The organism is Mycobacterium bohemicum DSM 44277 (genome assembly GCF_001053185.1).
Classification (GTDB): Bacteria; Actinomycetota; Actinomycetes; order Mycobacteriales; family Mycobacteriaceae; genus Mycobacterium; species Mycobacterium bohemicum.
Genome location: NZ_CSTD01000002.1, coordinates 361,697 through 387,389, shown reverse-complemented (window position 1 = coordinate 387,389; position 25,693 = coordinate 361,697). Strand labels below are relative to the sequence as shown.

At 69.1% G+C, this 25,693-nt stretch carries 23 protein-coding genes and 3 pseudogenes; 6 read left to right on the top strand and 20 right to left on the bottom strand.

Annotated features, from left to right (window positions below; genetic code table 11):
• The 7 genes and pseudogenes from BN971_RS11935 to BN971_RS11905 all read right to left on the bottom strand — a co-directional run bounded on the left by BN971_RS11935 (nucleotide 1) and on the right by BN971_RS11905 (nucleotide 7,255).
• A complete protein-coding gene (locus BN971_RS11935) occupies nucleotides 1-1,476 on the bottom strand; it encodes a hydrogenase large subunit (protein WP_085182793.1) in 1,476 nt (491 codons plus the stop codon).
• The gene (locus tag BN971_RS11930; protein WP_085182794.1) at nucleotides 1,473-2,939 is read right to left on the bottom strand and encodes a proton-conducting transporter transmembrane domain-containing protein; all 1,467 of its coding nucleotides are present in this window, start codon (nucleotides 2,937-2,939) and stop codon (nucleotides 1,473-1,475) included. The genes BN971_RS11935 and BN971_RS11930 overlap by 4 nt, the downstream gene beginning before the upstream one ends.
• The gene (locus BN971_RS11925) at nucleotides 2,939-3,601 is read right to left on the bottom strand and encodes a hypothetical protein (RefSeq protein ID WP_085182795.1); all 663 of its coding nucleotides are present in this window, start codon (nucleotides 3,599-3,601) and stop codon (nucleotides 2,939-2,941) included. The genes BN971_RS11930 and BN971_RS11925 overlap by 1 nt, the downstream gene beginning before the upstream one ends.
• A complete protein-coding gene (locus tag BN971_RS11920) occupies nucleotides 3,598-4,557 on the bottom strand; it encodes a respiratory chain complex I subunit 1 family protein (protein ID WP_085182796.1) in 960 nt (319 codons plus the stop codon). Before BN971_RS11920 ends, BN971_RS11925 begins: the two co-directional genes overlap by 4 nt.
• Nucleotides 4,554-6,367 (bottom strand): annotated as a pseudogene (locus BN971_RS11915) (proton-conducting transporter transmembrane domain-containing protein). Before BN971_RS11915 ends, BN971_RS11920 begins: the two are co-directional and overlap by 4 nt.
• 68 nt (nucleotides 6,368-6,435) lie before the next feature.
• Complete coding sequence (locus BN971_RS11910; RefSeq protein WP_085182797.1) at nucleotides 6,436-6,915, bottom strand: NADH-quinone oxidoreductase subunit B family protein; 480 nt, start codon at nucleotides 6,913-6,915, stop codon at nucleotides 6,436-6,438.
• 4 nt (nucleotides 6,916-6,919) lie between these two features.
• On the bottom strand, nucleotides 6,920-7,255 hold the full coding sequence (locus tag BN971_RS11905) for a lsr2/espR transcriptional regulator (protein WP_085182798.1): 336 nt from the start codon (nucleotides 7,253-7,255) through the stop codon (nucleotides 6,920-6,922).
• Nucleotides 7,256-7,586: 331 nt separating this feature from the next.
• Between BN971_RS11905 and BN971_RS11900 the strand changes: the two genes are divergently transcribed.
• The 4 genes from BN971_RS11900 to BN971_RS11885 are packed head-to-tail and all read left to right on the top strand — an operon-like array spanning nucleotide 7,587 to nucleotide 12,716.
• Nucleotides 7,587-9,170 (top strand): proton-conducting transporter transmembrane domain-containing protein, encoded by a 1,584-nt coding sequence (locus tag BN971_RS11900; protein ID WP_085182799.1) that lies wholly within the window; start codon nucleotides 7,587-7,589, stop codon nucleotides 9,168-9,170.
• Nucleotides 9,170-11,770 carry a DUF2309 domain-containing protein gene (locus tag BN971_RS11895; protein ID WP_085182869.1) on the top strand — a complete coding sequence of 867 codons (2,601 nt, stop codon included), beginning with the start codon at nucleotides 9,170-9,172 and terminating at the stop codon, nucleotides 11,768-11,770. Before BN971_RS11900 ends, BN971_RS11895 begins: the two co-directional genes overlap by 1 nt.
• Nucleotides 11,761-12,084, top strand: a complete 324-nt coding sequence (locus BN971_RS11890) for a DUF190 domain-containing protein (RefSeq protein WP_085182800.1) — start codon at nucleotides 11,761-11,763, stop codon at nucleotides 12,082-12,084. Before BN971_RS11895 ends, BN971_RS11890 begins: the two co-directional genes overlap by 10 nt.
• 20 nt (nucleotides 12,085-12,104) lie before the next feature.
• Nucleotides 12,105-12,716 (top strand): carbonic anhydrase, encoded by a 612-nt coding sequence (locus BN971_RS11885; protein WP_085182801.1) that lies wholly within the window; start codon nucleotides 12,105-12,107, stop codon nucleotides 12,714-12,716.
• 29 nt (nucleotides 12,717-12,745) lie between these two features.
• On the opposite strand, the gene BN971_RS11880 is transcribed toward BN971_RS11885, so the two are convergent.
• Together BN971_RS11880 and BN971_RS11875 are read right to left on the bottom strand one after the other, a co-directional pair.
• Nucleotides 12,746-13,069, bottom strand: coding sequence for a helix-turn-helix transcriptional regulator (locus BN971_RS11880; protein WP_085182802.1), 324 nt, complete (start codon nucleotides 13,067-13,069; stop codon nucleotides 12,746-12,748).
• 150 nt (nucleotides 13,070-13,219) lie between these two features.
• Entirely contained in the window at nucleotides 13,220-13,993 is a 774-nt protein-coding gene (locus BN971_RS11875; protein ID WP_085182803.1) for an alpha/beta fold hydrolase, read from the bottom strand.
• Between the two features lie 63 nt (nucleotides 13,994-14,056).
• Between BN971_RS11875 and mhuD the strand changes: the two genes are divergently transcribed.
• Complete coding sequence (mhuD, locus tag BN971_RS11870; protein ID WP_085182870.1) at nucleotides 14,057-14,377, top strand: mycobilin-forming heme oxygenase MhuD; 321 nt, start codon at nucleotides 14,057-14,059, stop codon at nucleotides 14,375-14,377.
• A complete protein-coding gene (locus BN971_RS11865) occupies nucleotides 14,352-15,713 on the top strand; it encodes a serine hydrolase (protein ID WP_085182804.1) in 1,362 nt (453 codons plus the stop codon). The genes mhuD and BN971_RS11865 overlap by 26 nt, the downstream gene beginning before the upstream one ends.
• Before the next feature lies 1 nt (nucleotide 15,714).
• On the opposite strand, the pseudogene BN971_RS11860 reads toward BN971_RS11865, so the two are convergent.
• From BN971_RS11860 to BN971_RS11810, 11 genes and pseudogenes are all read right to left on the bottom strand, one after another.
• Nucleotides 15,715-16,247: pseudogene (locus BN971_RS11860) on the bottom strand (histidine phosphatase family protein).
• On the bottom strand, nucleotides 16,244-17,020 hold the full coding sequence (locus BN971_RS11855) for a CbtA family protein (RefSeq protein WP_085182805.1): 777 nt from the start codon (nucleotides 17,018-17,020) through the stop codon (nucleotides 16,244-16,246). The pseudogene BN971_RS11860 and the gene BN971_RS11855 overlap by 4 nt, the downstream one beginning before the upstream one ends.
• A gap of 3 nt (nucleotides 17,021-17,023) precedes the next feature.
• A complete protein-coding gene (locus tag BN971_RS11850) occupies nucleotides 17,024-17,239 on the bottom strand; it encodes a CbtB domain-containing protein (RefSeq protein ID WP_085182871.1) in 216 nt (71 codons plus the stop codon).
• Nucleotides 17,240-17,426: 187 nt separating this feature from the next.
• A pseudogene (locus tag BN971_RS26655) lies at nucleotides 17,427-17,513 on the bottom strand (YbjQ family protein); the annotation flags it as partial.
• Nucleotides 17,514-17,590: 77 nt separating this feature from the next.
• Entirely contained in the window at nucleotides 17,591-20,122 is a 2,532-nt protein-coding gene (gene clpC1 / locus BN971_RS11840; RefSeq protein ID WP_085182807.1) for an ATP-dependent protease ATP-binding subunit ClpC, read from the bottom strand.
• 295 nt (nucleotides 20,123-20,417) lie between these two features.
• A complete protein-coding gene (gene lsr2, locus BN971_RS11835) occupies nucleotides 20,418-20,756 on the bottom strand; it encodes a histone-like nucleoid-structuring protein Lsr2 (protein WP_085182808.1) in 339 nt (112 codons plus the stop codon).
• 128 nt (nucleotides 20,757-20,884) lie between these two features.
• The gene (gene lysS / locus BN971_RS11830) at nucleotides 20,885-22,384 is read right to left on the bottom strand and encodes a lysine--tRNA ligase (RefSeq protein ID WP_090350123.1); all 1,500 of its coding nucleotides are present in this window, start codon (nucleotides 22,382-22,384) and stop codon (nucleotides 20,885-20,887) included.
• 124 nt (nucleotides 22,385-22,508) lie between these two features.
• Nucleotides 22,509-23,324 carry a type III pantothenate kinase gene (locus tag BN971_RS11825; protein ID WP_085182810.1) on the bottom strand — a complete coding sequence of 272 codons (816 nt, stop codon included), beginning with the start codon at nucleotides 23,322-23,324 and terminating at the stop codon, nucleotides 22,509-22,511.
• 2 nt (nucleotides 23,325-23,326) lie between these two features.
• Nucleotides 23,327-23,758, bottom strand: a complete 432-nt coding sequence (panD, locus tag BN971_RS11820) for an aspartate 1-decarboxylase (RefSeq protein WP_085182811.1) — start codon at nucleotides 23,756-23,758, stop codon at nucleotides 23,327-23,329.
• Nucleotides 23,758-24,702 (bottom strand): pantoate--beta-alanine ligase, encoded by a 945-nt coding sequence (gene panC / locus BN971_RS11815; RefSeq protein ID WP_085182812.1) that lies wholly within the window; start codon nucleotides 24,700-24,702, stop codon nucleotides 23,758-23,760. Before panC ends, panD begins: the two co-directional genes overlap by 1 nt.
• Entirely contained in the window at nucleotides 24,699-25,631 is a 933-nt protein-coding gene (locus tag BN971_RS11810) for a Rossmann-like and DUF2520 domain-containing protein (protein ID WP_085182813.1), read from the bottom strand. Before BN971_RS11810 ends, panC begins: the two co-directional genes overlap by 4 nt.
• Nucleotides 25,632-25,693 lie beyond the last annotated feature (62 nt).

Genomic DNA, 25,693 nt, shown 5'->3' with positions numbered 1-25,693 from the left:
TCACAGGTCGTTGCCAGCGTAGGACTGGTTGAAGCTTTTGTTGGCCAGGGGAAAATCCGGGACGATGGTGTCGGCCATCGCGACCGGCAGCGCCGGCCAGTTGAACCAGGACGGGTCGACGATCTTCGCGCGAACGATCCGATCGGCGTCGTCGATCTCGACGCGGTGCACGACGGTGCCGCGCCATCCTTCCACGATGCCGACGCCGCCACGGACCGCCCGGCGCGAAGCCTCGGTTTCGTATTGCCTTGGTCCGGAATGGGTTTCGATGAGGTGACAGGCCAGCTCGGTGGACGCCGCGTACTCGTCTCGCCGCACCGTGTAGCGGGCCAGCACGTCGCCGGCGGTGGCGCCGACCTCGGTGACCGGCAGCCCGGCGGCGGGATGGTCGAGCCGGGCGTCGGTGCGCACTCCGCTCGCCCGTGCGACGTAGCCGAGGCAGCCCAGCGCGTGGGCGTCTTCCGGCGGGAGGATCGCCGTCCCGGCCAGCCGGTCGTACACGCCGGTGTTGCGCAGCGTCAGGTCGGCGACTTCGGCGACGTCGTCCGCGATCGACCGCAGCCGACCGGCGTCGGGCAGGCCGCGCAGCGCCACACCGCCCGGGTGGATGGCGCCGCGCAGCAGTCGGTGCCCGGTGACGGCGGCGTTCATTCGCAACAGTTGCTCGCGGATGCGTTGGGCGTGGGTGTTGGCGAGGCCGAACCCGACGTCGTTGGCCAGCGCACCCAGATCCGCGACGTGGTTGTAGAGCCGTTCGAGCTCGACGAGCAGCGCCCGCAGCCGGTGCACCTCGTCCGGGAGTTGCACGCCGAGGGCGTCTTCGACGGCCAGGCTGTGGGCGAGTGCGTGCGCGACCGAGGTGTCGCCGCTGACGCGCTCGGCCAGCTCCACCGCCGCGCCCGAGGGCCTGCCCTCGAAGAGCTTCTCCAGCCCGCGGTGGACGAACCACAGCCGGGCCTTGAGCCGGAGCACGGTTTCACCGGCGACCGAGAAACGGAAGTGTCCCGGTTCGATCAGCCCGGCGTGGACGGGGCCGACCGGGATCTCGTAGACCCCGGGCCCCTCGACGGTGACGAACGGGAAGTGCTCCTTGCCGTTGAACTCGGGTGCGCGCCCGGCATCGCCGCGCATCGGATACCAGTCCTCGGGCCAGTGGGCGTGGCGCACCAGGCGTCGCGCCTTCGGGTGTCCGACGGGCCGAATCCCGTAGAGATCGGCCATTTCCCGCTCGAATCGACCCGCCGGGAAGCACAGGTTGGCCAGCGAGCGCAGCTCCGGATTGTCTTTGCCCACACGGCATTCCACCTCGACGCGGCGATCGGGCCGCCCGGCGAGGAACAGATAGACGACGCAGAACGCGTCGTCGCGCTCGCGGGCTGAGACCAGGCCGAGGCGAAACCCGTTTTCCAGCAGTTCTTTCGCCTTTTCGCCCACCCCGTCCTGCGGTACTCGGTGGCGGGTCCGGTCGCAGCTCACCCCAGGGCCCCGATGTCGGCGGCCGCGGCGGTGAACAGGCCGGTCAGCGGCCCGGCGGTGACCCCGAGCGCGACGGATGCCGCCACACCGAGCAGCAGGGCCGCGGCGATCGTGGGCGGTGCGCCGATTTCGGTTGCCTCAGTTGGGCTCCCGAACAGGATGCGGCCCAAGTTGCGTGCCAGCGCGGCGAAAGCGATCGCGATGAGCAGCACGCCCGCGACCAGCACCCAGGTGAGCCGGGCGTCGGCGAGCGAGCGCACGATGGCCAGCTCGCTGGCGAACATCGCGAACGGCGGCAGCCCGAGCAGCACTATGGTGCCCACTGCCAGCGACGCACCGATCAGGCGTGAGCGCCGCAGGACGCCGGTGAGGTCGGCGATCGCGGTGGAACCGTGCGCCGCCTGCAGCTGACCGCTGGCCAGGAACAGCACCGTCTTGCCGATGCCGTGCGCGAGGACGTGCAGCAGCAGCGCCGCGACCGCCAGCGTGGTTCCCGCGGCCGCGGCGATGGCGATCAGCCCCATGTTCTCCATCGACGAATAGGCGAGCATGCGTTTGATGTCGGGCGTGACGGTGAGCATGAGCGCCGCGATCACCAGCGTGGCGAGACCGACCACCAGCAGTCCCGTCCGCAGGAAAGTCGGTCCGGTCGCCGCGTCGATGATCGGCTTGATCCGGATGACCACAGAGAAGGCGACCGACAACAGCACCCCGCTCATCAACGCCGAAACCGGCGCGGGCGCCTGGCTGTGGGCGTCGGCCAGCCAGGTATGGAAGGGGAACAGTCCGGCCTTGGCGCCGTAACCGATGAGCAGCAGCCCGCCGGCCAGCCGGGCGATGTCGGGATTCAGGCGGGCCGCATGCGCGCCGAGCACGTTCAGGTCGAGGGCGTCCGTGGCCGAGGCTCCCGCGTGCTCGGCGGCGTAGTACAACAGCACCGTGCCCAGGAACGCGATCGCGATGCCGACCGAGCAGATGATGACGTACTTCCAGGTCGCTTCCAGCGCGCCGCGGGTGCGCCGGTGCCCGACGAGGAAGGCGGTGATCACCGTGGTGGCCTCGATCGCCACCCACGTCACACCGAGGTTGTTCGCGCACACCGCGACGACCATCGCCGAGAGGAACGCCGCTGTCAGCGCCCCGCATTCGCGGGCGCCGCGAAGGTCGGTGTGCCCCTTGGCCACTGAGGCATCGAGGTAGCCCACGGTGGCCCAGGTGGCCAGCGTGGCGACGACGCCGATGACGATCAGCATGGTGACGGTGAGCGCATCCACCCGCAGCAGACCGGCCAGCGCCAATCCGGGGGCCGGCGCGACTCGGAACCCGAGCGCCACGCCGCACCCCAGCACCGTCAGCGCGGAGAGCACGACCAGCGTGGCGGTCCCCCGGCGCCAGCCGAGGAACACCGTGGAGAGGGACGCGCCGATCGGCGTCAGGATCGCGGCGAGCAATAGTGCGGTCATCAGTCGTGCAACTCCTGCAGGGCGTCCAGGTCCGCGCCGCCGAAGGTGCGGGACAGCCGACCGGTCAGCACGCCGATCACGATGACGGCGAACAGCACGTCGAGGGAGGCGCCCAGTTCGACGATCAGCGGGACCCCGGCCGTCAGCAGGAACGCGGTGGCCGCAATCCCGTTGTCCAGCATCAGAAATCCCGCCGCCTGGGATACCGCGTGCCGCCGGGTGACCATGACCAGCAGCGCGATCAGCACGACGGCGGTCGCGGCCGGGACGGCGGTGGTCGTGGCCGCCGGTTGCAGGTTCACCAGCGGCTGCGTGGCGGCGAACGCCGCCAGCGTCAGCACGGCGGTGATCAGCAGCGAAGAGGCGGTGTTGATCAGCGGGGTGGACTCGCGGTGGGCCTGCGGCCCCGCGCCGACCACGCGGGCCAGCAGCCGGGGCAGCACCCCGGCGCGCAACACCAGCACGGCGAGGCCGACGCCGATCAGGGCGGCGTCGCCGTCATGCGCTCCCCGCAGCACCGGGATCGCCGCCAATGCCACGCCCTGCCACGCCAGCAGGTGCACGATCGCGAGCAGATCCCTGCGCCACACGATCAGCACCGCGGCCAGGATCAGCCCGCCCGCCGCGAGGTCGACCAACACCGCGAAGTTGTTGTACGTCATGCCGGCACCATGAAGAAGTTGGCGGCAACGACCGCCAGCAGTGCCAGCAGAAATGATCCGGCCAGCAGTTCGGGGACGCGGAACAGCCGCAGCTTGGCGACGAACACCTCGACGGTCGCCAGCAAGCCGGCCAGGACGGCGACCTTCGCCGACACCACGGCCAGGCCGACGAGGATGTCGGGCGCGCCCGGCCGGCCGCCGGCAATCCCCCACGGCGCGAACAGGTTTGCCAGCAGCGCGAGCAGGACGGTCAGCCGCATGCCGGACGCCCACTCGATCAGGGCCAGCCGGGGGCCGGCGTATTCGAGGACCATCGCTTCGTGCACCATCGTCAATTCGAGATGGGTCGCCGGGTTGTCGACCGGCAGCCGGCCCGTCTCGGCGACGATGACGATCACGAGCGCGGCGAAGGCGAGCACCGCGGTCAGGGACACCACCTGGCTGGGATGAGTCACGGTATTGGAAACCAGGGCACTGAGATTGGCCGATCCCGCCGGTATCGACAGCGCGAACACCGCGAGCAGGATCGTCGGCTCCACCAGCGCCGCGATGGTGATCTCCCGGCTGGCTCCCATGCCGCCGAACGATGTGCCCGTATCGATGCCCGCCAGGGTCAGCGCGACGGTGCCCAGGAACAACAGGCCGACGACCGCGAACAGGTCCGCGCTGAAATCCAGCGCCGACCCGGTGGAGACCAGCGGCGCGATCGCGGCGATCAGCAGCGCCGATCCGGCGACGAGCGCGGGTGCGGCGGCGAACACGGCCGTCGTTCCCGACGGTGTGATCTGTTGCTTCCCAAGCTGTTTGATGATGTCACGCCACGGCTGCAGGACGCCGGCGCCGACGCGGCCCTCCCAGCGCGCCCGGACCTGCCGGGTGAGGCCGACCACCAGCGGTGCCCCCGCCATCACGGCACCGACCTGAACCGCGCCGGCGACCCCGGACCACAGGTTCATCGGGCGATCACCAGGACGATCAGCACACCGAGCGCACCGTACGCCAAATACAGGTGCACGCTGCCCGTGTGGGCCCGCCGCACCAGTGCCGCCGCCGACAGCACCAGCGCGATGACCGGGGGGTAGAGGCGGTCCTCGATCGCATCCGAGATTGCGGTGCGGTAGGTGATCCTGTCGGCCAGATACTGCGACTCGCCGGCGCGCGTGACCTCGATGTCGGTGTCGGGGCGGAGCACCTCGTTGAACACCCGCTGCAGCGGCTCGCCGAACGAGGTGGCCGTGTACTGCATGCGCTCGGTGAGATCCTCAGCGCCACAAGCCCACAGCGGCGAAACGGTGGGCTCCGGGCGCCTTCGTTTGCGCCACTGCGCCAGGGTCGCCGCGATCAGGGCTGCCACCACCAGGCCGGCCGCGATCACCGCGGGTGCGATCGATCCCTGCACGCCGGGCAGCCGCACCACCGCGCCACCGCGCACGCCGCGGCCGCGATTGTCATGCCGGCCAGCATGCTGACTGGCGCCTCGCCGGCCCCGGCGGCCTCCTCGGAGCGCGGCCGCGCCAGGAAGCCGATGCCGAACGCCTTGACCATCGCCGCCACGCCCAGGCCCGTGGTCAGCGCGACCGCGCCGACCGCCAGCGGTGTGGTCAACGAGAGCACGGTGGCGTGGCCGGGGGCCGTGTGGATCAGCGACTGCACCAGCAGCCATTCGCTGACGAAACCTGCGCCGAGGGGCAGGCCGCACGCGCCCAGCGCGGCGACACCGAAAAGCACCGTGGTGTAGGGCATTCGGCGGGCCAATCCGCCGAGCCGGTCCAAGTCGCGCAGCCCGGTGGCGGCCAGCACCGACCCCGCGGCAAGGAAGCCGAGTCCCTTGAAGGCCGCATGCGCGATCAGATGCAGCATGGCAGCGGCCGCCGCGATGGTGGCCGGTCCGGCCGCACCGCAGGCGGCGAACAGGGTCGACGCGCCCAGCGCCAGCGTGATCAGGCCGAGGTTCTCCGTGGTCGAATAGGCAAGGAGCCGTTTGAGATCGGTGGCCACCGAGGCCTGCACCACGCCGTAAAGCGCCGACACCCCCCCGACCGCCATCAGGGTCATTCCCCACCAGCGCGGACCCGGGCCGAGCAGTTGCAGATCGACGCGGCAGATGCCATAGACGCCCATGTTCACCATCGCCGCGCTCATCAGTGCCGAAACCGGGCTCGGCGCCTCCGGGTGGGCCCGTGGCAACCAGGCATGCAGGGGCACCAGCCCGGCCTTGGACCCGAATCCCACCACGGTCAACCCGAAGGCGGCGGTGCGGACTCCCTCCGGTATCGGGCCGAAGTCGGCGAACCGGTCGGCATGACCGGCCGCCGAGAGAACGACCAGCCCGATCAGGATCGCCGCAAACCCCAGCTGTGTCATCACCGCATACACCAGCGCCGCGGAGCGGACGTCAGGACGGGTGTGCTCGGTCAGCACCAGCGCCACCGAGGAGATCGCCATCAATTCCCACGCCAGGACGAAGGTGGTGACGGACCCGGCCGCCGGCACCAGCAGCATGGCCGCGACGAACGCGGGCAGCACCGCCAGGGATACCGCGCCCACGCGCTCGCGGCGGGCATAGCCGATCACATACGGTCCGACGGCGACGGCCACCGCGCCCGCGAGCGCCATGAAGAAGCCCCCCAGCGGATCGAGTTCCAGCCGGACGCCCGCCAGGGGGAGCAACCACCCGATATGTATCGAGCGCACGGCGCCGAACATGCCCAGCCCGCCCGCGGCCACCCCGCAGGCGCCGACCACCGATGTCAATGCCCCCGCGATCTCGGGGCCGAAGTTATTGCGAGACGGCGCAATCGGCGGGTGGGACGTCCCGGCGGTGAGTACCGCGGTCACTTTCCGGTCACCGATCGCAAGGCGGCGATGATCTGTCCCGGTTCCGGCGGGCACCCCGCGATCTCCACGTCGACGGGCACCACGTCGCCAACGGCGCCCACCACACCGTACGCCCCTTCGAACACGCCCTGGTTCAAAGCGCAGTCCCCGCAGGCGATCACCCACCGCGGCCGCGGGGTGGCCTCGAGTGTGGCCAGCAGGGGACCGGCCATGTTGCGCGTCACGACCCCGGTCACCAGCAGCGCGTCGGCGTGCCGCGGAGAGGCGACCAGCCGGACACCGAACCGCTCCGCGTCGTACACGGGGCCGAACGCGGCCGCGATCTCCACCTCGCACCCGTTGCACGATCCCGCATCGACGTGCCGGATCTGAAGCGAACCACGCACTGCGGCAGCCGATTTCGACTGCTGTGGGGGTCGCGGTGGGGCAGGTTCGGTGACCCGACCCACCCGGAGTATTTTGCCGATCCAGCCCATGGCGCTAGTTCCCGCCGTCCGCGCGCAGGTCTTCGAGCACCGCGACCCGGTCGCTGAGCACGCCGGTGAGCACCTTGCGCGCGACCAGCAGCAGTTCGGCGATGTCCGGCGACGCGATCGAGTAGATCACCGTGTTGCCGTCCCGCAGAGCCCGAACCACCCCGGCCCGGCGCAGCACGCCGAGCTGTTGCGACAGATTCGACGATTCCAGCCCCACCTCTGGCAACAGCTCGGCGACCGACTTGTCCCCGTCCACCAGCAACTCGAGAACCCTGATGCGCGCGGGATGTCCCAGCGTCTTGAAAAACTCCGCCTTGAGCTTGTACAGCGGCTCCGACACGACGCATCTCCTGGAAAGTGCAACCTTCGACCGGTTGAATAGTTGAAGAAATTATCAGATCGTGCTTTGCCTCGCGCGCCGGCGAGTAACCGCCCGGCGGCCCGCGCGCTTCTGCCACAACCGCTGTGTACCCGATGAGCAGGGACGATTCCGTGCAGCCACCGGCCGCCGCCGCGGGCTATGACGTTGAACACACCGTCTCGGTCACAACCGATACCGATTTCGTTACATGAATAACATTTCATGATGATTGACACACGTATTAGACATCGCGTAGTTTCCTTCGCATGCGAGTGGCTCGAACAACGACGGCACCCGGTGGTGATCCGCGGTGAGCGCCGTCCTGGTCGGGGTTGTCACATTGCCCTTGCTCGCTCCGCTGGGCGCGATGGTGGCGGGTCCACGACGAGCAGGCCTGGTCGGCCGCCTGGGCGCCGGGGCCGCCGGCGCCGGATTCCTCGGGGCGTGCCTCCTGATGGTCCGCGTACTGATCTACGGGCCGCTGTCCGCGAGGCTCGAATCCGCTACGGGCGCAACGCTCGTCGGGCTCGAAGCGAACCGGCTCAGCACGCTGCTGCTTCTCCTGGTGTACGGCGTCAGCGCGGTGGCGCAGGTCTTCGCCCTGCGCTACCTTGCCCGCGAGAGTCGCTCGTCATGGTTCACCGGCGGCGCCGGGCTGCTCACCGCCGCCTCCGCCGGGCTGATGACCTCTGCGACTCTCATCGGGCTGGCGTTCTGCTGGACCCTGGCCGGCACCGCGATGTGCCTGCTGCTGGCGACCTACTGGGCGCTGCCCGCCGCGCGTGACGGCGTGCGGCGCACGGCGATCGCATTCGCGGTGGGCGATCTGGCCTTGTGGTCGGCGGTCAGCCTGCTCACCGCGCGGTGGGGCAACGTCGACCTGTCCGCTCTGGGCACCAAGGGAATTGGCAAAGCGTCACCGATCCTGCTGGCGGCCGCCGCCCTGACTGTGGTGGCGGCGCTCTCGCGGTCGGCGCAAATCCCGTTTCACCGCTGGCTGCCGGCCACCCTGGCCGCGCCGACGCCGGTCTCCGCGCTGCTGCACGCCGGTGTGGTCAACGCCGGCGGAGTGCTGCTGGTACGGATGAGCCCGGTCGTCAGCGAATCGGGTTTGGCGATGGGCCTCGCTTTCGCGGCGGGAACCCTCAGCATGGTCTACGGCGCCGTCGTGATGCTCACCAAATCCGATATCAAGGGCTCGCTGGTGTTTTCCACGATGGCCCAGATGGGTTTCATGATCTTGACCTGCGGGCTGGGTCTTTCGGCGGCGGCGGTTTTCCACCTGGTGGGTCACGGGTTCTACAAGGCCACGCTGTTCTTGTCGTCCGGGTCGGCGATCGCCCGGCAGCGACGCGAGGCCGCGAGGCCGCCCGCGGCGCCGCGCAGCGCCGCCGGGCGCCTCACGGTCCACCTCACCGCGATGGCAGCCGCCGCCGCCGCTCTTTACCTGGCCTGCAACGTGATCCGGCCGTCCGACGCCGAACACGGCTCGGCAACCGCGCTGCTGGTGTTCGCCTGGGCCACCGGCGCGTCGGCGCTGGCGGGCTGGCTGGGACGCAACCCCGGGCCCAGGAGCGCCCTCGCCGGGGTGGGCGCACTGCTGGTTGCGGCCCTGGGCTACGTGGCGCTGGTGAGCGCCGTGACCCGGTTCCTGGACCCCGACATTCCGCCGGTCGCCGTACCGACCGCGTCCTCGGCTGGCGTCGCGGCGGTAGCGGTCGTGCTCGCCCTGCTGACGCTGCTGCGCCAACCCCCTCCGGGCGGCTTCGTCGCCCGGCTGCACCGGGCCCTCTACAGCCGGGCCCTGGCGGCGGGACACGTTCCCGCAGTCCGCCCGCGGCCGCTGCCGACAACCGATCCCCGGACCCTGCAACCGACGGGAGCGCCCCAGTGATGCCGATGGCGATGGTGCTGGACGCGTCGGTCGACACCGACCGAGCGCAGCTGCGGAGCGAGGTGAACCTGGCGGCCCGTGTGATACCGACGCACTACCCGCTGGAGACCTTCATCGCGGTCAACCCGCTGGCCGGACTGGAGCCCATGCCCTTCGAGCAGGCGGTCCGCCGCGGCGGCGACCTGTACGGCGTCGCGGGGCTGCTCCACGAAACGGCCTACCGCGAGCTGTACCGCCGCGGGCGGATCACCGACTCCGACCTGGAGTCGGCGCTGCGACTGCGCTACCCGGCCTTGCTGGACGGGCCGACCGTGCGGATGGCAACCCGCGAGTGCACGCCCGCCGAATTGCTGCTCGCCGACCTTTTGCACGGCAGTCCCGCGCCGGAACCCCTGCGGCGCAACGTGACCCGGGCCGAGGCCACCGCACCCGAGGTGGCGGAGCGGGTCGACGCGCAAGCCGCCAAGTGGTGCGCGGCCTACTTCGGTGCCCCCGCCGCGGACTGGGCAATGCCCGGACGCGGCAACGGGTTCTACCACGCCTGGCGGGCACTGGCCCCCGGCGACCACACGCTGAGCCGAAGGGTGCGCCGCGCACTGCGCGCGGTGCCCCACCGGGCGGACGACGCCGCGCTGCTGGCACTGCAACGGCTGGGCGTGACGGCAGACGAACGCATCGCCTATCTGCAAGCACACCTGACCCGGCTGCCGGGTTGGGCGGCACACGTCCGGTGGCGCGTCGGCCGCGAAGCCGGGATCGACCTGCTGGACTACCTGGCCATGCGGCTGACATACGAAGCGGTGTTGTTGTCGCACAACGCCGGTGACCGACAGACGCCGGCGAAGCCGAATGCCCGCCCGAGTATCCCGTTGGCACGCGAACGGGCCGCCTCGGTGGCACGAATCTGGGGTCTGACCAATGTCAGCGAGAGCGAGTGGTCCAGTGCCGCAAGGGTCTTGTCGGCCCTTCCGGTGACCTCCAGGCAAATCGTTTGGCAGCAAGCCTACGAGGCCCATTATCGGGACGCGCTGCTGCGATCCATTGCCCAGAGCGCGCCGGCGCGTGACCACCAGCACCCGCGGGCCCAGCTGGTCTGCTGCATCGACACCCGCTCCGAGGGCCTGCGCCGACACATGGAATCCCTCGGCGGATACGAAACACTGGGCTTCGCAGGGTTTTTCGCCGTATCCATCCGGTTCACCGACCTGCTCGGCGGCGCGCCCAGCGACCTGTGCCCCGTGCTCATCCACCCCGAGTACGACATCCGCGAAAACCCCGCACCGGCCGCCGACCGCGCGGTGCGCCGCCTGCAAAACGGCACCGCGCTCTTCGCCGGCGCGGAGGAGGCCTTTCATTCGGCCAAGCGAGAGCCCATCGCCCCGTTCGCATTGGCCGAAGCGGCGGGCTGGGCGGCCGCGCCCTGGGCGGCGGCCAAAACCTTGATCCCCGGTGGCAGCGGCTCGTTGAGGCGGCGGCTGCGAGACCGGCTGGCGCCCCCCGCACCCACCGTGTTGTCGGTCAACGAGGCCGTCGACCTGGCCCACCGCACGCTGTACGCGCAAGTCGCACTGACCATGATGGGCCTTACCGGCGAGTTCGCGCGCCTCGTCGTCCTCTGCGGGCACGGCAGCACCACCGAGAACAATCCGTACCTCGCGGCGCTGGACTGCGGCGCTTGCGGCGGGCAGGCCGGTGGTCCCAACGCCCGCACCGCCGCGGCAATACTCAACGACCGCGCCGTGCGCGCGGAATTGCGCGACCTGGGCATCGCGATACCGCAAGACACCTGGTTCCTTCCGGCTCAACACGACACCGCCACGGACCAGGTCACGGTCCTGGACCAGCACCTGGTTCCGCTCAGTCATCGCCGCGACGTGAGCCGGCTCATCGAGGACCTCGCGCGCGCCGGAGCCGAACTCGCCGCGGAGCGCTGCCCGGCGCTTCCGGGCGCACCGGCCGACGCCTCGCCAGTGCGCGCCTCGCGGCACGTCGCGGCCAGGTCCGTCGACTGGGCGCAGGTTTTCCCCGAGTGGGGGCTGGCCGGCAACGCGGCCTTCATCATCGCGCCGCGCGAGATCACCGCCGGGATCGACCTGCAGCGCCGCGTCTTCCTGCACTCCTACGACGCCGCCGTCGACGCCGACGGTACCGCGCTGGAAACGATCCTCACCGCGCCGATGGTGGTCGCTCAGTGGATCAACTGCCAGTACTACTTCTCGGCGGTGGCACCCGAGATGTTCGGCGCGGGAACCAAGACCATCCACAACGTCCTGGGACGGGTGGGCGTGCTCGCCGGACACGGCGGCGACCTTCAGCTCGGCCTGCCCGCGCAGTCGATCTCCGACGGTGGCTCCTTCGGGCACGAACCCATGCGGCTGCTGACCGTGGTGCAGGCACCGCTGCACCGCATCGACCTGATCATCGAGCGAAATCCCATCCTGCAGCAGCTGTTCGGGAATGACTGGGTGAGCCTGGCCGCGCGGGAACACCCCGGCCACGACTGGCAGCGCTGGACCCGCAACGACTGGCGGCAATGGGAGACCACAACGCCGGCCGACGACACCGACCCGACGAACCAGGAGGAAATCCCATGCCGCTGAACGGTCTCACCAAGATGACCAAGATCGAGGTCGTGGTCGCCGGGGAACACGCCCCCGCCGTGCGCGAACAATTCCAAAGCGCGGGCGCCACCGGTTTCACCAGTGTCTCCGGAGTATCCGGATTCGGCCACCATGGCTACCACCAGGGCCGGCTGCTGTTCAACCAACAGGCGGCGCTCGAGATGCTCATCACCGTCGTCCCCGAGGCCAAAGTCGAGGCGCTGACCGCCGGACTCCGCCGCCTGCTTGAGGATTCACCCGGGGTCATGTTCGTGACCGACACCTACGTCAGCCGACCCGAGTACTTCAGTTAACCAAAAGAAAGGAAATCGTCATGTCCAACCCCTCAACCGCCTGGAGCCTCCTGCGGGCCGGCAACCGGCGCTTCTGTGCCACCAAGCCGTCGGGCTCCCCTTCCGCGGACGTGCACGCGCCCTTCGCGGCGGTGTTCCGTTGCGCGGACGCGTGCACCCCGAGCGAGGCGCTGCTCGGCCAGGACCGGGGCTCACTCATCGACGTCAGCACCTGGGGCCACGTCATCGACAGCGGCGCGCTGGCCACAATGGAGTATGCCGTCGGTACGCTCAAGACACCGCTGATTGTCGTTGTCGGCCACGAGAACTGCGCGGCGATGGAGATGGCGCTCACTGCCTGGAAGAACGTCAGCTTCCCCGACGGTGCCGCCAGGATGGTGGTCGAGCAGGCCATATCCTCGCTCACCCGGGTCGGCGGGAGCATCGACACCGCCGACGAGCTGGCCGCCGCCCACGCCGTCAGCACCGGTGCGTCGCTGCTGCACAAGTCGCCGATCATCGCCGGCGCCGTCGACAGGGGACAGTCGGCGATCGTCTGCCTCATGAGCGGTGACGGCGCCGCCCCGATCCGGGCCTGCGCGACCTTCGGCGACGTTTCGGTAAGCGACGCAACGCTCTTGGAGTGCGTGTAAGCGGTGGCCTTTCGCGAGCGATCACAAAATCACGAGAGCGCAGCGACGAGTTCACCGACGGTATGGCTGGATTCCAGCGGATGGCGCAGCCTGCCCCGCGGGTTGAGCTTGTACACGTTTCGCCGGCCCACCTTCGATTTCGAGAGGTAGCCCTCTTCGGTGAGGTCCGTCAGAATCGCCTGCACGGAGCGCTCGGTGATGCCGATTCGCAGCGCCAGTTCGCGAGCGGTCAACGACTCGTTCGTGGACACGCATAACAAGACATGCGCGTGGTTGGTGAGGAAGGTCCACGTGCGGCCGGCCGCGTCGGTATCGGGCTTCACTGCGGGCCGGAGTTTCTGAGCAGCGTCCACGACGAAATGGTACTACACCGTGATTCGCGTAAAACGCTTCGCGAATCGAGGACGGCCGCCGCGCGCAGTCGATTGGCGGGGCCTCGCCGAGACTGCGCTCACGGCGACACAATCGCGCGAAGACGCACCCTGGGCGCAGGCTCGGCGCCGTCAGCGCGGGCTCGAACCCAGCCCCGCCAGGAACGACTCGACAGCGTCCCGGTAGGCCTGGGGCGCCTCGTCGTGGATCAGGTGCCCGGCCCGGTCGGCGCGCAGATACGTGGTCGGCGCGGACCTCTCGGCCATCGCGCGCATCTGCCCCGGCGGCGTGACCGAGTTGCCCGCCTCCAGGAGCAGGGCGGGCGCCCCCACCGCCCGCCACTGCTCCCAGTAGTCGCGTCCGCCCCATTCGGCCGCGATCTCGATCCAGCGCGAGGTGTGACCGTGCAGCCGCCAGCCGGTGGCGGTGCGGTCGAAGGCGTCCAGGAAGTACTGCCCGGCGACGGCCCCGAACTCGGCGAGGACCCGGTCGGCGGTCTCGAATTCGACCGGGAGGGCGTGCAGCCAGGGCTCCCAGGGACCGGTGGTGCGCCCGCGGAAATCGGGCGCCATGTCCTCGATCACCAGCGCCGAAACCAGGTCGGGGCGCTCGGCGGCCAGGCACCACGCGTGCAGGGCGCCCATCGAATGCCCCACCAGCCGGACGGGCACGCCCAACGCCCCGACCGCCTCGGCCAGGTCGGCGACGAACCGTTCGGTGCTGACGGGATGCGGGTCGTCGACGTCGCGACCGCGGTGCCACGGGGCGTCGTAGGTGTACACCGCGCCCAGCCGAGTCAGCCACGGCGTTTGACGCGACCACGTGGTTCCGCGGCCCATCAGGCCGTGCACCAGTACCAATGGCTCGCCTTCCCCGCCGCGGCAGGTCAACAAATCGGTGGCCATGGCACTATCTTGCGCGGCCCGCCCGGCGGTCGGACGGGCGGTGGAACGCGGTAACCTGGCGGCATGTCGCCAGTGGTGAAGATCAATGCCATCGAGGTACCCGCGGACGCAGGCCCGGAGCTGGAGAAGCGGTTCGCCCACCGAGCGCACGCGGTCGACAACCAGCCCGGTTTCCTCGGGTTTCAGCTGCTGCGCCCGGTCAAGGGCGAGAACCGCTACTTCGTGGTGACGCAGTGGGAGTCCGAAGAGGCGTTCCAGGCGTGGGCGAAGGGTCCCGCCGTGCACGCCCACGCCGGCGAGCGGGCCAACCCGGTGGCCACCGGGGCGTCCCTGCTGGAGTTCGAGGTTGTGATGGACGTTGCCGGTAAAAAGCAGGAGGGCTAGCGGGCGGTCCGCTCGGCGCCTGGTCGCGCTCGGCGCCGTCGCCGCGCTGGCGGCGACCTTGACGCCCGGATGCGCGCCGCCGCCTTCCCCGGAAGCGAAGGCGGCCAATCCGGGCCGGGCGATCGACACCCGCACTCCCCCGGGGCTGCGGGCCCAGCAGACGGTGGACATGCTCAACTCGGACTGGCCCATCGGGCCGGTCGGAGTGGGCACACTCGCCGCGCCCGACAAGGTGGACTCCGTCGACAACACCATGGAGCGGCTGTGGTGGGACCGTCCGTTCACCCTCTCCGGCGTGGACATCGGCGCCAGCGTGGCGACCCTGCACCTCATCTCCTCCTACGGCGCCCAACAAGACATCCGCATCCACACCGACGACGACGGCCGGGTCGACAGGTTCGACGTGGACACCCAGCCACCGAAGGTCTCCTCGTGGCATGACGTCGACGCGGTGCTGGCCAAGACCGGTGCCCGCTACTCCTACCAGGTCGCCAAGGTCGACCAGGGCCGGTGCGACCCGGTCGCCGGCACCAACACCGGTGAATCCCTGCCGCTGGCATCGATTTTCAAGTTGTATGTGCTGCACGCCCTGGCGGTTGCGGTCAAGAATGGAACGGTGTCGTGGGACGACCAGCTCACGGTCACCGACAAGAGCAGGGCGGTCGGATCGTCGGGCCTCCAATTGCCCACGGGGGCACAGGTTTCGGTTCGCACGGCAGCCGAGAAGATGATCGCAACCAGCGACAACATGGCGACTGACCTGCTCATCAACAGGATGGGCACGCACGCGATCGAGCAGGCGCTGGTCACCGCCGGTCATCACGACCCGGCCAGCATGACGCCCTTCCCCACGATGTACGAACTGTTCTCCGTCGGCTGGGGTCAACCGGATCTGCGTGACCAGTGGAAGCAGGGATCGCCGCAAACGCGGGCCCGGCTGCTGGCGCAGGCCAATTCGACTCCCTATCAGCCGGATCCGTTTCGGGCGCACTCCCCCGCGTCGTCCTATGGCGCCGAATGGTACGGCACCGCCGGGGACATCTGCCGGGTGCACGCGGCGCTGCAGGCCGACGCCGTGGGCGCCGCCGCACCGGTTCGACAGATTCTCTCCGCGGTTTCGGGGATCCAGTTGGATCGCGAAATCTGGCCGTACATCGGGGCCAAAGCCGGCGGCCTGCCGGGCGATTTGACCTTCAGCTGGTACGCCGTCGACAAGACCCAACAGCCCTGGGTGGTCAGCTTCCAGCTGAACTGGCCACGCGATCACGGCCCGATCGTGACCGGGTGGATGCTTCAGGTAGCCAGGCAGGTATTTGCGCTCATCGCGCCGCGATGACTCACAGCCGCAGCGTCCAGCGGTCGCTGCGAAAATGCAGCACCGTTCGACTGACGGGTGCAACATCGATGCGCCAGAACGCGTTTGGTGGCGCTCCGAGCGCGTGCAGGATCGCCGCGCGGATCACCGCCGGATGGGTCACCGCCACCGTGGACTCGTTGAGGGACTCCAGCCAGTTCGCCACACGCTCGATCAGGTCCACGATCGACTCGCCGCCGTGCGGTGCCCGGTCAGGTTCGGTCAACCACACCTGGAGTTCGGCGGCACAGACGGCCGAAAGCGGTTCGCCGCGCCACCGTCCGCAGTCGAGATCGGCAAGGCGGGGCTCGGTGATCGCCTGCAGCCCGAGCAAATCGGCGGTCTGGCCGGTGCGCCGCTCCCGCCCGGTGAGGTGACGGCGGTCCCGCCGGCCATCAAGGGGTTTCACCTGGCGAAGCCCGACGGAATTCAGCGGTTCGTCGGCGGGGAAGCGCCCGGCGGCCATGCGTCGGTCAAGGCGTGCGCCACCAGCGTCAGGCGGCCGACCTCACTCACGCGCGAGCGCTGACGGCCCGTTCCTCCAACACCCGCCCGGCGAGGGTCGCGAAGACCAGCCCGATGGCGGCCCAGAGCACCAATTGCGTAGCCAGCGAAACCAGTCTGAACTCATAGAGCACATCGGCGGGAAAGCCGGGATAGGTGATCGCGCCCGTCGTATCGCGCATCGGCGGGGGCGTCTCGTCCACCGCCGGAAGCGCGGCCATGACAAGGACGATCGCGACGACGTACCCACCCGCCGCGACTAGCCGCGCGTTCCATGCGCCGAGCCGGACGCTCAGCCGCCGCGCCAGCCACACCGCCGCAACCGCACACACCACCGACGCCAGAACCGTCACCAGGTACCAGCCGGTGCGGGCGCCGATCGTATCGGCCTGACCGACCGCCGGCGGATTCGGCGGATACTTGACAAACGGCACCACATACACCGCGCCGAAGGTCCCCGCCGCCAGAAGCAGCGAGAGACCCCGGGGCGCAACGCCTTTGAAGCGCGAAGCGACCACGCAGAACAGCACGGCCAGCAGCGCTCCCATCGCCACACCGAAGATCAGCATGCCGAAACCCAGCCCCGCGGTGGCCTGCACCCCACGGGAGTACAACTCGGCGCCATGCTCGTGCACGCCGTGCGCATTCTCGGCGTCGAGCCGGCCGTCCTCGTAGGCGATGGCGCGGCCGATGGCGGGCTCGGCGCACAGGCGGGCGAACACGAACGCCGCCACCGCGCCGATCACGCCCGCGAGTACTCCGCGCCCGATCAGGCGTTTCTCCACGTGTCAGTGGCAGGGGAAGCCGAGCAGATGCCGTGCGTCGTGGACGAATTCGTGGACGTGGGAGTCGCTGCCGAACAGCGACACCGCGCCCTGGTCGACGCCGACGAAGTACAACGCCAGCAGCGCCAGGAAGGCGGTCGCCGCGAGCCAGACGACGGCGGAGGCCGCCGACACATCGACGGATCGGATGCGTGAAGAGGACTGCTGAGGGTGAGACACCATCGCTCCTTCCGGGGATATCGCGTCCCCGCTGGAAGAGACGGGCGTCGGGTCTGACTGTAGACAGTGGCGCGACCGTTCTGGAGTTTCACCAGATTCCGTTGCCCGTCAGGACTTGGTCAGTGTAGACCCCGGGTCATTGCTGCGGCGGCGGTGCCCCGTAGCCCAGCTGGCTCGCGGTGTATTTCTCCGCGAGGTTCTTCGTCATCCCGGCCAGCTCGCCGCCGAACATGGCCTTGAAGCCCGCGCCCATCTGGGAGAAGGCGTCCTGACTTCCTTGAAGAGCAAACGAAAACGGGCGGTCAATCCCGACAGAGATCAACCGCCCGTTCCGGGCTTCCGTTATCCGGGCTATTGCGGGTCTGCGCTGTGCGCCCCGGCCTTCGCCAGATCCGGTTCGGCCGGCGGCTTGCGGGTACCGGTGAAGGTGAAGACGGCGTCCTCGCCGGCGCCCTCACCGTCCCAGTTGTCCACGTCGACCGTGACCACCTGGCCGGGACCGACCTCCTCGAACAGGATCTTCTCCGAGAGCTGGTCCTCGATCTCGCGCTGGATGGTGCGCCGCAGCGGGCGAGCACCCAGCACGGGGTCGAACCCGCGCTTGGCCAGCAACGACTTCGCCTTGTCGGTCAGCTCCATGGCCATGTCCTTGGCCTTGAGCTGGTTGCCGACCCGGGTGATCATCAGGTCGACCATCTGGATGATCTCGTCGCGAGTCAGCTGGTGGAAGACGATGATGTCGTCGATGCGGTTGAGGAACTCCGGCCGGAAGTGCTTCTTCAGCTCGTCGTTGACCTTCTGCTTCATCCGCTCGTAGTTGTTGTCACCGCCACTCTGCGTGAAGCCCAGCCCGACCGGCTTGGAGATGTCGGACGTGCCGAGGTTGGACGTGAAGATCAGCACGGTGTTCTTGAAGTCCACCGTGCGGCCCTGGCCGTCGGTGAGCCGGCCGTCCTCGAGGACCTGCAACAGGCTGTTGTAGATCTCCTGGTGAGCCTTCTCGATCTCGTCGAACAGCACCACCGAGAACGGCTTGCGCCGAACCTTTTCGGTGAGCTGGCCGCCCTCCTCGTAACCGACGTACCCGGGCGGGGCGCCGAACAGCCGCGACGCGGTGAAGCGGTCGTGGAACTCGCCCATGTCGATCTGGATGAGGGCGTCGTCGTCGCCGAACAAGAAGTTCGCCAGCGCCTTGGACAGCTCGGTCTTACCGACGCCGGACGGGCCGGCGAAGATGAACGAACCCGACGGACGCTTGGGGTCCTTCAACCCGGCGCGCGTGCGGCGGATCGCCTTGGAGACCGCCTTGACGGCGTCCTCCTGGCCGATGATCCGCTTGTGCAGCTCGTCCTCCATCCGCAACAGGCGGGTCGTCTCGGCCTCGGTGAGCTTGAACACCGGGATGCCGGTCCAGTTGCCCAGCACCTCGGCGATCTGCTCGTCGTCGACCTCGGCGACCACGTCGAGATCACCGGAGCGCCACTGCTTCTCGCGCTCGGCCCGCTGCGCCACCAGTTGCTTCTCCCGGTCGCGCAGGCTGGCCGCCTTCTCGAAGTCCTGGGCGTCGATCGCCGACTCCTTCTCCCGGCGCGCCTCGGCGATCTTCTCGTCGAACTCGCGCAGGTCTGGCGGAGCGGTCATCCGGCGGATCCGCATCCGTGCACCGGCCTCGTCGATGAGGTCGATCGCCTTGTCCGGCAGGAAGCGGTCGTTGATGTACCGGTCGGCCAGGGTGGCGGCGGCCACCAGCGCCGAGTCGGTGATCGAGACCCGGTGGTGCGCCTCGTAGCGGTCGCGCAGGCCCTTGAGGATCTCGATGGTGTGCTCGACCGTCGGCTCGCCCACCTGCACCGGCTGGAACCGGCGCTCCAGGGCGGCGTCCTTCTCGATGTACTTGCGGTACTCGTCGAGCGTGGTGGCGCCGATCGTCTGCAGCTCGCCGCGGGCCAGCTTGGGCTTGAGGATCGACGCTGCGTCGATCGCGCCCTCGGCGGCACCGGCACCCACCAGGGTGTGCAGCTCGTCGATGAACAGGATGATGTCGCCGCGGGTGTTGATCTCCTTGAGCACCTTCTTCAGGCGTTCCTCGAAGTCACCGCGGTAGCGCGAGCCGGCGACCAGCGAACCGAGGTCCAGCGTGTAGAGCTGCTTGTCCTTCAGCGTCTCGGGAACCTGGCCGTGGACGATGGCCTGCGCCAGTCCCTCGACGACCGCGGTCTTTCCGACGCCGGGCTCGCCGATCAGCACCGGGTTGTTCTTGGTGCGCCGGCTCAGCACCTGCATCACCCGCTCGATTTCCTTCTCACGGCCGATGACCGGGTCCAGCTTGCCCTCCATCGCGGCGGCCGTCAGGTTGCGACCGAACTGGTCGAGCACCAGCGACGTCGACGGGCTGCCGGACTCGCCGCCGCGGCCACCGGTGCCGGCCTCCGCGGCCTCCTTGCCCTGGTAGCCGCTCAGCAGCTGGATCACCTGCTGGCGCACGCGGGTCAGCTCGGCGCCGAGCTTCACCAGCACCTGGGCCGCCACGCCCTCACCCTCGCGGATGAGGCCGAGCAGGATGTGCTCGGTGCCGATGTAGTTGTGGCCCAGCTGCAGCGCCTCACGCAGGCTGAGCTCAAGCACCTTCTTGGCGCGGGGCGTGAACGGAATGTGGCCCGACGGCGCCTGCTGGCCCTGGCCGATGATCTCCTCGACCTGGCTGCGAACCCCCTCGAGCGAGATGCCCAGCGACTCCAGCGACTTCGCCGCGACGCCTTCGCCCTCGTGAATCAAACCCAACAGGATGTGCTCGGTGCCGATGTAATTGTGGTTGAGCATCCGGGCCTCTTCCTGCGCCAGGACGACGACCCTGCGGGCACGGTCGGTGAATCTTTCAAACATCGGTGGTTACCTGCTCTCCCTCACCATCGGTACACCCTCATCGCCGGCGCATGGGCCGACACGCATACCCGGCTTCCACTGTAATGGTCGGCTTGCCAGGGGGCCTAACTCACGGTTCCTGCCGTTGCGGGATCCGCTTGGCCGTACCGGGAAAATTCCCCCTGCGACAGCGCCGTACTTGAAGAAACGTGGCAAACCACCGATTCGTTTCACCGCCGGCCCCGCGATCTTTACGCTCGCGGCGAAAAGGCACCGGCGCCCGGCCTGGGTGGCCCGGGCGCCGGTGAACCGTTTGTCAGGTTGCGGCGTGGAATGCGTCGATGACGTCGGCCGGGATGCGGCCGCGGGTGGACACGTTGTGCCCGTTACGGCGCGCCCACTCCCTGATCGCGGCGCTCTGCTCGCGGTCGATCGCGCCACGGCCCCGGCCGGTGCCCGAACGCCCACGGCGCCTGCCGCCTACCCGGCGGCCGGCCGCGACCCATTGCTTCAAATCGTTGCGCAGTTTCGCGGCATTCTTCGACGTAAGATCAATCTCATAGGTGACCCCGTCAAGCCCGAATTCGACCGTTTCGTCGGCTGCGCCCGCACCGTCAAAATCATCGACCAAGGTGACGGTCACTTTTTTTGCCATTGGCTTACCCTCGCGTTTCGTCCTGTGCAGTTGCTGAGCAGTCTGAGGACAGACCTCCCCGGTAACTAATCTGCCATAAGTACGCAGCATACTCAATCCAGCGCGGTCACGCACAGTTCAAGTTTGCGCTACGAGTGCGGCCGAACAATCGGGAACAAAACTGTCTCCCGAATTGACAGTCCGGTCAATGACATCAACAACCGATCGATACCCATTCCGGTTCCGGTGCATGGCGGCATCCCGTACTCGAGCGCGGCCAGAAAGTCTTCATCGAGCAGCATAGCCTCGTCATCGCCGGCCGCGGCGGCGCGGGCCTGCGCGGCAAACCTCTCCCGCTGGACGACCGGATCGTTCAACTCCGAGTACCCGGTCGCCAGTTCGACGCCGCGCACATAGAGGTCCCACTTTTCGGTGACCCCCGCGACGCTCCGGTGCTGACGGGTCAAAGGCGTTGTCTCGACAGGGAAGTCCTTGACGAAGGTCGGGGCGCTCAGCTTGTCTCCGACGGCGTGCTCCCATAGTTCTTCCACCAGCTTGCCGTGCCCGTAACCGCGGTCGGAGGGAATCTCCACGCCCAGCCGGTCCGCGATGGCCCACAGCCGCTCCACCGACGTCTCCGGCGTGATCTCTTCGCCGAGCGCCGCCGACAGCGACGGATACATTTGTATGGAGGCCCATTCCCCGTCTATGTCGTAGACACTGCCGTCGGGCAGCGGCAGTTGTCGGGTTCCGATCGCCTCGTCGGCGACCTCTTGAATAAGCTCGCGAGTCATGGCAGCGGAATCGTCATAGGTTCCGTAGCTCTGGTACGTCTCGAGCATGGAGAATTCCGGAGAATGGGTAGAATCGGCGCCCTCGTTTCGGAACACCCGATTTAGTTCGAAAACCCGGTCGAAACCGCCGACGACGCAGCGCTTGAGGAACAGTTCCGGCGCGATCCGTAGGTACAGATCGATGTCGAGAGCATTGGAATGCGTGACGAACGGCCGGGCCGCCGCGCCACCGGCGAGGGTCTGCAACATTGGGGTTTCGACTTCCAGAAAGCCGCGTCGCTCGAGCGCGTTGCGGATAGCGCGGATAACGGCGATTCGCTGACGGGCCACCGTCCGCGCCTGGGGCCGGACGATCAGGTCGACGTAACGCTGGCGCACCCGGGACTCTTCGCTCATCTCCTTGTGCGCGACGGGCAGCGGCCGCAGCGACTTGGAGGCCATCCGCCAGGAATCGGCGAGCACGGACAATTCGCCCCGTCGCGAGCTGATCACGGTGCCGTGCACGTAGACGATGTCACCCAGGTCGACGTCGGTTTTCCACGCGTCGAGGGCGTCCCTGCCGACCTTGTCCAGGCTGATCATCACCTGCAGGGTGGTGCCGTCGCCCTCCTGGAGGGTCGCGAAGCACAATTTCCCGGAATTGCGCGCGAAGACCCCCCGGCCCGCCACTCCGACGACGTCGTCGGTCGCGGTGTCGACCGGCAGGTCGGCGTGGGCGGCGCGGACCTCGGCCAGGGTGTGGGTGCGCTCGACGGCGACCGGGTACGGCTCGATTCCCTCGGCCAACAGGCGAGCGCGCTTGTCCCGGCGGATCTGAAACTGCTCGGGAAGGTCGGTCGGATCGGCGGCGCTCACGACGTGCCAGCTTAAATGACAGGCGGCCGGGCCTGCGCTGACGGCGCCGAGCCTGCGCCCACGGCGGTCAGACCGCCGCGACGGCCGCCCCGTACGCAGAGTCGGGGTGGAACAAACGCCCGGCTCAGCGTGCCGTCTTCAGGCGGCCGCGCTGGACGTCGCGGTTGCGCTCGAAGACCAGCCCCAGGCCGTGCAGGGTCAGGTGCTGGTCATAGTGGTTGGCGGTGCGCAGCTCGGGCAGCAGCAGCGGCGCGGTGTGTCCGGTCGTCACGACCGCGACGTCGTCGCCCGAGAAACCATCCACGTCCTCGCGGATGCGCTGCACCAACCCGTCGACCAACCCGGCGAACCCGAACACCGCACCCGCCTGCATGCATTCGACGGTGTTCTTGCCGACAACTGACCGGGGCCGTGCGAGTTCGACATGGAGCAGGGCCGCGGAGCGGGCGGCGGCGGCGTCCGAGGAAATCTGCACCCCGGGCGCGATCGCACCGCCCAGAAATTCCCCTTTCGCCGACACCAGGTCCACGCAGATCGAGGATCCGAAGTCGACGACGATCGCAGCCCCACCAAACTTGTGAAACGCCGCCAGGCAGTTGACGATCCGGTCGGCGCCCACTTGTTTGGGATTGTCGACGAGCAGCGGGATGCCGGTTCGCACTCCCGGCTCGATCAGCACATGCGGCATCGACGGCCAGTACTGGTCGAGCATGACCCGCACCTCGTGCAGCACCGACGGGACGGTCGACAGGGCGGACGCGCCGGTGAGCCGGTCGGAATCGTCCCCGATCAGCCCGTCGATGGTGAGCGCCAATTCGTCGGCGGTGACCTCCGATTCGGTGCGAATCCGCCACTGCTGCACGACCTTCGCGTGCTCCTTGGATCCGGATATCAGTCCGACGACGGTGTGGGTGTTGCGGACGTCGATGGCCAGCAGCACGTCTATCCCACGCCGATCCGGGGATCGAGCAGACCCGAAGCCCCTGGTATTTCCAAGGCCGGCACGAACGCCGGGTCGTGCCCCAGGTCCACCGGCTTGTTGTCGGCGTCGACGAACACGATGCTCGGCTCGTAGGCGCGCGCTTCCGCGTCCTCCATGGTGCCGTAGGCGATGAGGATGACCAGGTCGCCGGGGTGGACGAGATGGGCTGCGGCGCCGTTGATCCCGATGACGCCGGAACCGCGCTCGCCGGTGATGGCGTAGGTGACCAGCCGGGCGCCGTTGTCGATGTCGACGATGGTGACCTGTTCGCCTTCGAGCAGGTCCGCGGCGTCCATCAGGTCGGCGTCGATGGTCACCGAGCCGACGTAGTGCAGGTCCGCCTGGGTGACGGTGGCGCGATGGATCTTCGACTTCAACATGGTCCGTAACATCAATTCCTCCCAGGTGATTCGAGGGTGTGCCGATATCCGTCCGGCCCCACGGGTGCCGGCGAAGTTCCGATGGTGATCGCGACGTTGTCCAACAGCCGGGTCGCGCCGAGGCGGGCGGCGACCAGCAGCCGGCCGGGCCGGTCGGGCTGTAGCGGACCGAGGTCGGGGTCGCGCAGCTCCAGGTAGTCGACCGTCAGGCCGGGCACGGCCTCGAGCACGGCGCGCGCCGCCGCCACCGCGGCCTGCGGTCCGTCGTGCGCGGCGTGTGCCCCCGCCGTCAGCGCCGCCGACAGCGCCACCGACGCCTCCCGCTGCGCCGGGTCCAGGTAGCGGTTGCGCGACGACATCGCCAGCCCGTCCGATTCCCGGACGGTGGGCACCGCGATCACGTCGACGTCGACGTTGAGGTCGGCGACCATCTGCCGGATCAGCACCAGCTGCTGGTAGTCCTTCTCGCCGAAGAACACCCGGTCGGGGCGCACGATCTGCAGCAGCTTGCACACCACGGTCAGCACGCCGGAGAAGTGTGTGGGCCGGACGCCGCCCTCCAGCTCGGCCGCCAGCGGTCCCGGCTGCACGGTGGTGCGCAGGCCGTCGGGATACATCGCCGCGGCGGTCGGCGCGAAGACGATCTCCACGCCCTCGGCGCGCAGCAGCGCGAGGTCGTCGTCGAGGGTGCGGGGGTAGGCGTCGAGGTCTTCCCCGGCTCCGAACTGCAGCGGGTTGACGAATATCGAGACCACGACCACCGAGCCCTGGACCCGCTTGGCGGCGCGGACCAGCGCGAGGTGCCCGTCGTGCAGCGCCCCCATGGTGGGCACCAGCATCACCCGGCGGCCGGTGTGGCGCAGCGCGCGAGCGACGTCGCTGACGTAGCGCGGCCGCGCGTACACGTTGAGTTCGCCGGCCTTGAAGGCGGGCGGCTTGGCGCCCGAGGGACTCATCGCGCCAGCACCTCGAGGACGTCGTCGGGGGCGTGGGCACGCCTGGCGGTGCGCAGGGCGTTCACCCGATACGCCTGCGCCAGTTGGGGATCCACCCGCTCGAGCGCCCTGAGGTGCCCGGCGACCGCGGCCGCGTCACCGCGGGCCACCGGGCCGGTGAGCGCGGCCTGGCCGCGCTGGAGCGTGTTCTCCAGCGCCGCGCGGGCCAGCGGGCCGACGATGCGTTCGGCGAGCCCGCCGGGCTGATCGTCCACGAGTTGCTGGCCGAGCAGTTCGTCTCCGCGCAGGGCGGTCCGCAACGCCTCGAGCGCGTCGGCCAGGACCGTGACGAGGTGGTTGCTCGCGTGGGCCAGGGCGGCGTGGTAGAGCACCCGGGCTTCCTCCCGGACGCAGAACGGTTCCCCGCCCATCTCCAGGACGAGCGACTGCCCGATGGCGTACCCGACGTCGTCGGCCGCGGTGATCCCGAAGCAGGTGTCCGGCAGCCGGCTGACGTCCTCGTCGGATCCGGTGAAGGTCATCGCGGGGTGGATCGCCAACGGTATGCAGTCGGGCGTCAGGGGCTCGAGGATGCCCACCCCGTTCGCACCGGAGGTGTGGACGACGATCGTGCCCGGCCGCACCGAGGACGTCGCGGCCAGGCCCGCCACCAGGCCGGGCAGTTCGCTGTCCGGGACCGACAGGACGAGCAGCTCGGCGTTGGCCGCCACTTCCTGCGGCGCGGTCACCGGGGTGTCGGGCAGCCAGCGCTGCGCCCGCCGGCGGGAGGCGCGGGAGATCGCGCTGCACGCCACCACGACGTGATCGGCGCGCTCCAGCGCCACACCGAGCGCGGTTCCCACGCGACCGGCGGAGATGATCCCGACCTGAAGTCTGGCCGGTCGCAGCCCGTCGAGCCTGGCCGGGCGCGAACCGTCGAACTGCACCATCGCAGACGACCTCACCTGTATTTCGTGCGTTCCGGTCCCTGGATGTCCTTGATGGGGTACCG

Coding starts and splice junctions, on each gene's coding strand:
- BN971_RS11930 (WP_085182794.1), bottom strand. CDS start 2,939: ATGACCGCACTATTGCTCGCCGCGATCCTGACGCCGATCGGCGCGTCC.
- BN971_RS11925 (WP_085182795.1), bottom strand. CDS start 3,601: ATGACGTACAACAACTTCGCGGTGTTGGTCGACCTCGCGGCGGGCGGG.
- BN971_RS11920 (WP_085182796.1), bottom strand. CDS start 4,557: ATGAACCTGTGGTCCGGGGTCGCCGGCGCGGTTCAGGTCGGTGCCGTG.
- BN971_RS11910 (WP_085182797.1), bottom strand. CDS start 6,915: ATGGGCTGGATCGGCAAAATACTCCGGGTGGGTCGGGTCACCGAACCT.
- BN971_RS11895 (WP_085182869.1), top strand. CDS start 9,170: ATGCCGATGGCGATGGTGCTGGACGCGTCGGTCGACACCGACCGAGCG.
- BN971_RS11890 (WP_085182800.1), top strand. CDS start 11,761: ATGCCGCTGAACGGTCTCACCAAGATGACCAAGATCGAGGTCGTGGTC.
- BN971_RS11885 (WP_085182801.1), top strand. CDS start 12,105: ATGTCCAACCCCTCAACCGCCTGGAGCCTCCTGCGGGCCGGCAACCGG.
- BN971_RS11875 (WP_085182803.1), bottom strand. CDS start 13,993: ATGGCCACCGATTTGTTGACCTGCCGCGGCGGGGAAGGCGAGCCATTG.
- mhuD (WP_085182870.1), top strand. CDS start 14,057: ATGTCGCCAGTGGTGAAGATCAATGCCATCGAGGTACCCGCGGACGCA.
- clpC1 (WP_085182807.1), bottom strand. CDS start 20,122: ATGTTTGAAAGATTCACCGACCGTGCCCGCAGGGTCGTCGTCCTGGCG.
- lsr2 (WP_085182808.1), bottom strand. CDS start 20,756: ATGGCAAAAAAAGTGACCGTCACCTTGGTCGATGATTTTGACGGTGCG.
- panD (WP_085182811.1), bottom strand. CDS start 23,758: ATGTTACGGACCATGTTGAAGTCGAAGATCCATCGCGCCACCGTCACC.
- panC (WP_085182812.1), bottom strand. CDS start 24,702: ATGAGTCCCTCGGGCGCCAAGCCGCCCGCCTTCAAGGCCGGCGAACTC.
- BN971_RS11810 (WP_085182813.1), bottom strand. CDS start 25,631: ATGGTGCAGTTCGACGGTTCGCGCCCGGCCAGGCTCGACGGGCTGCGA.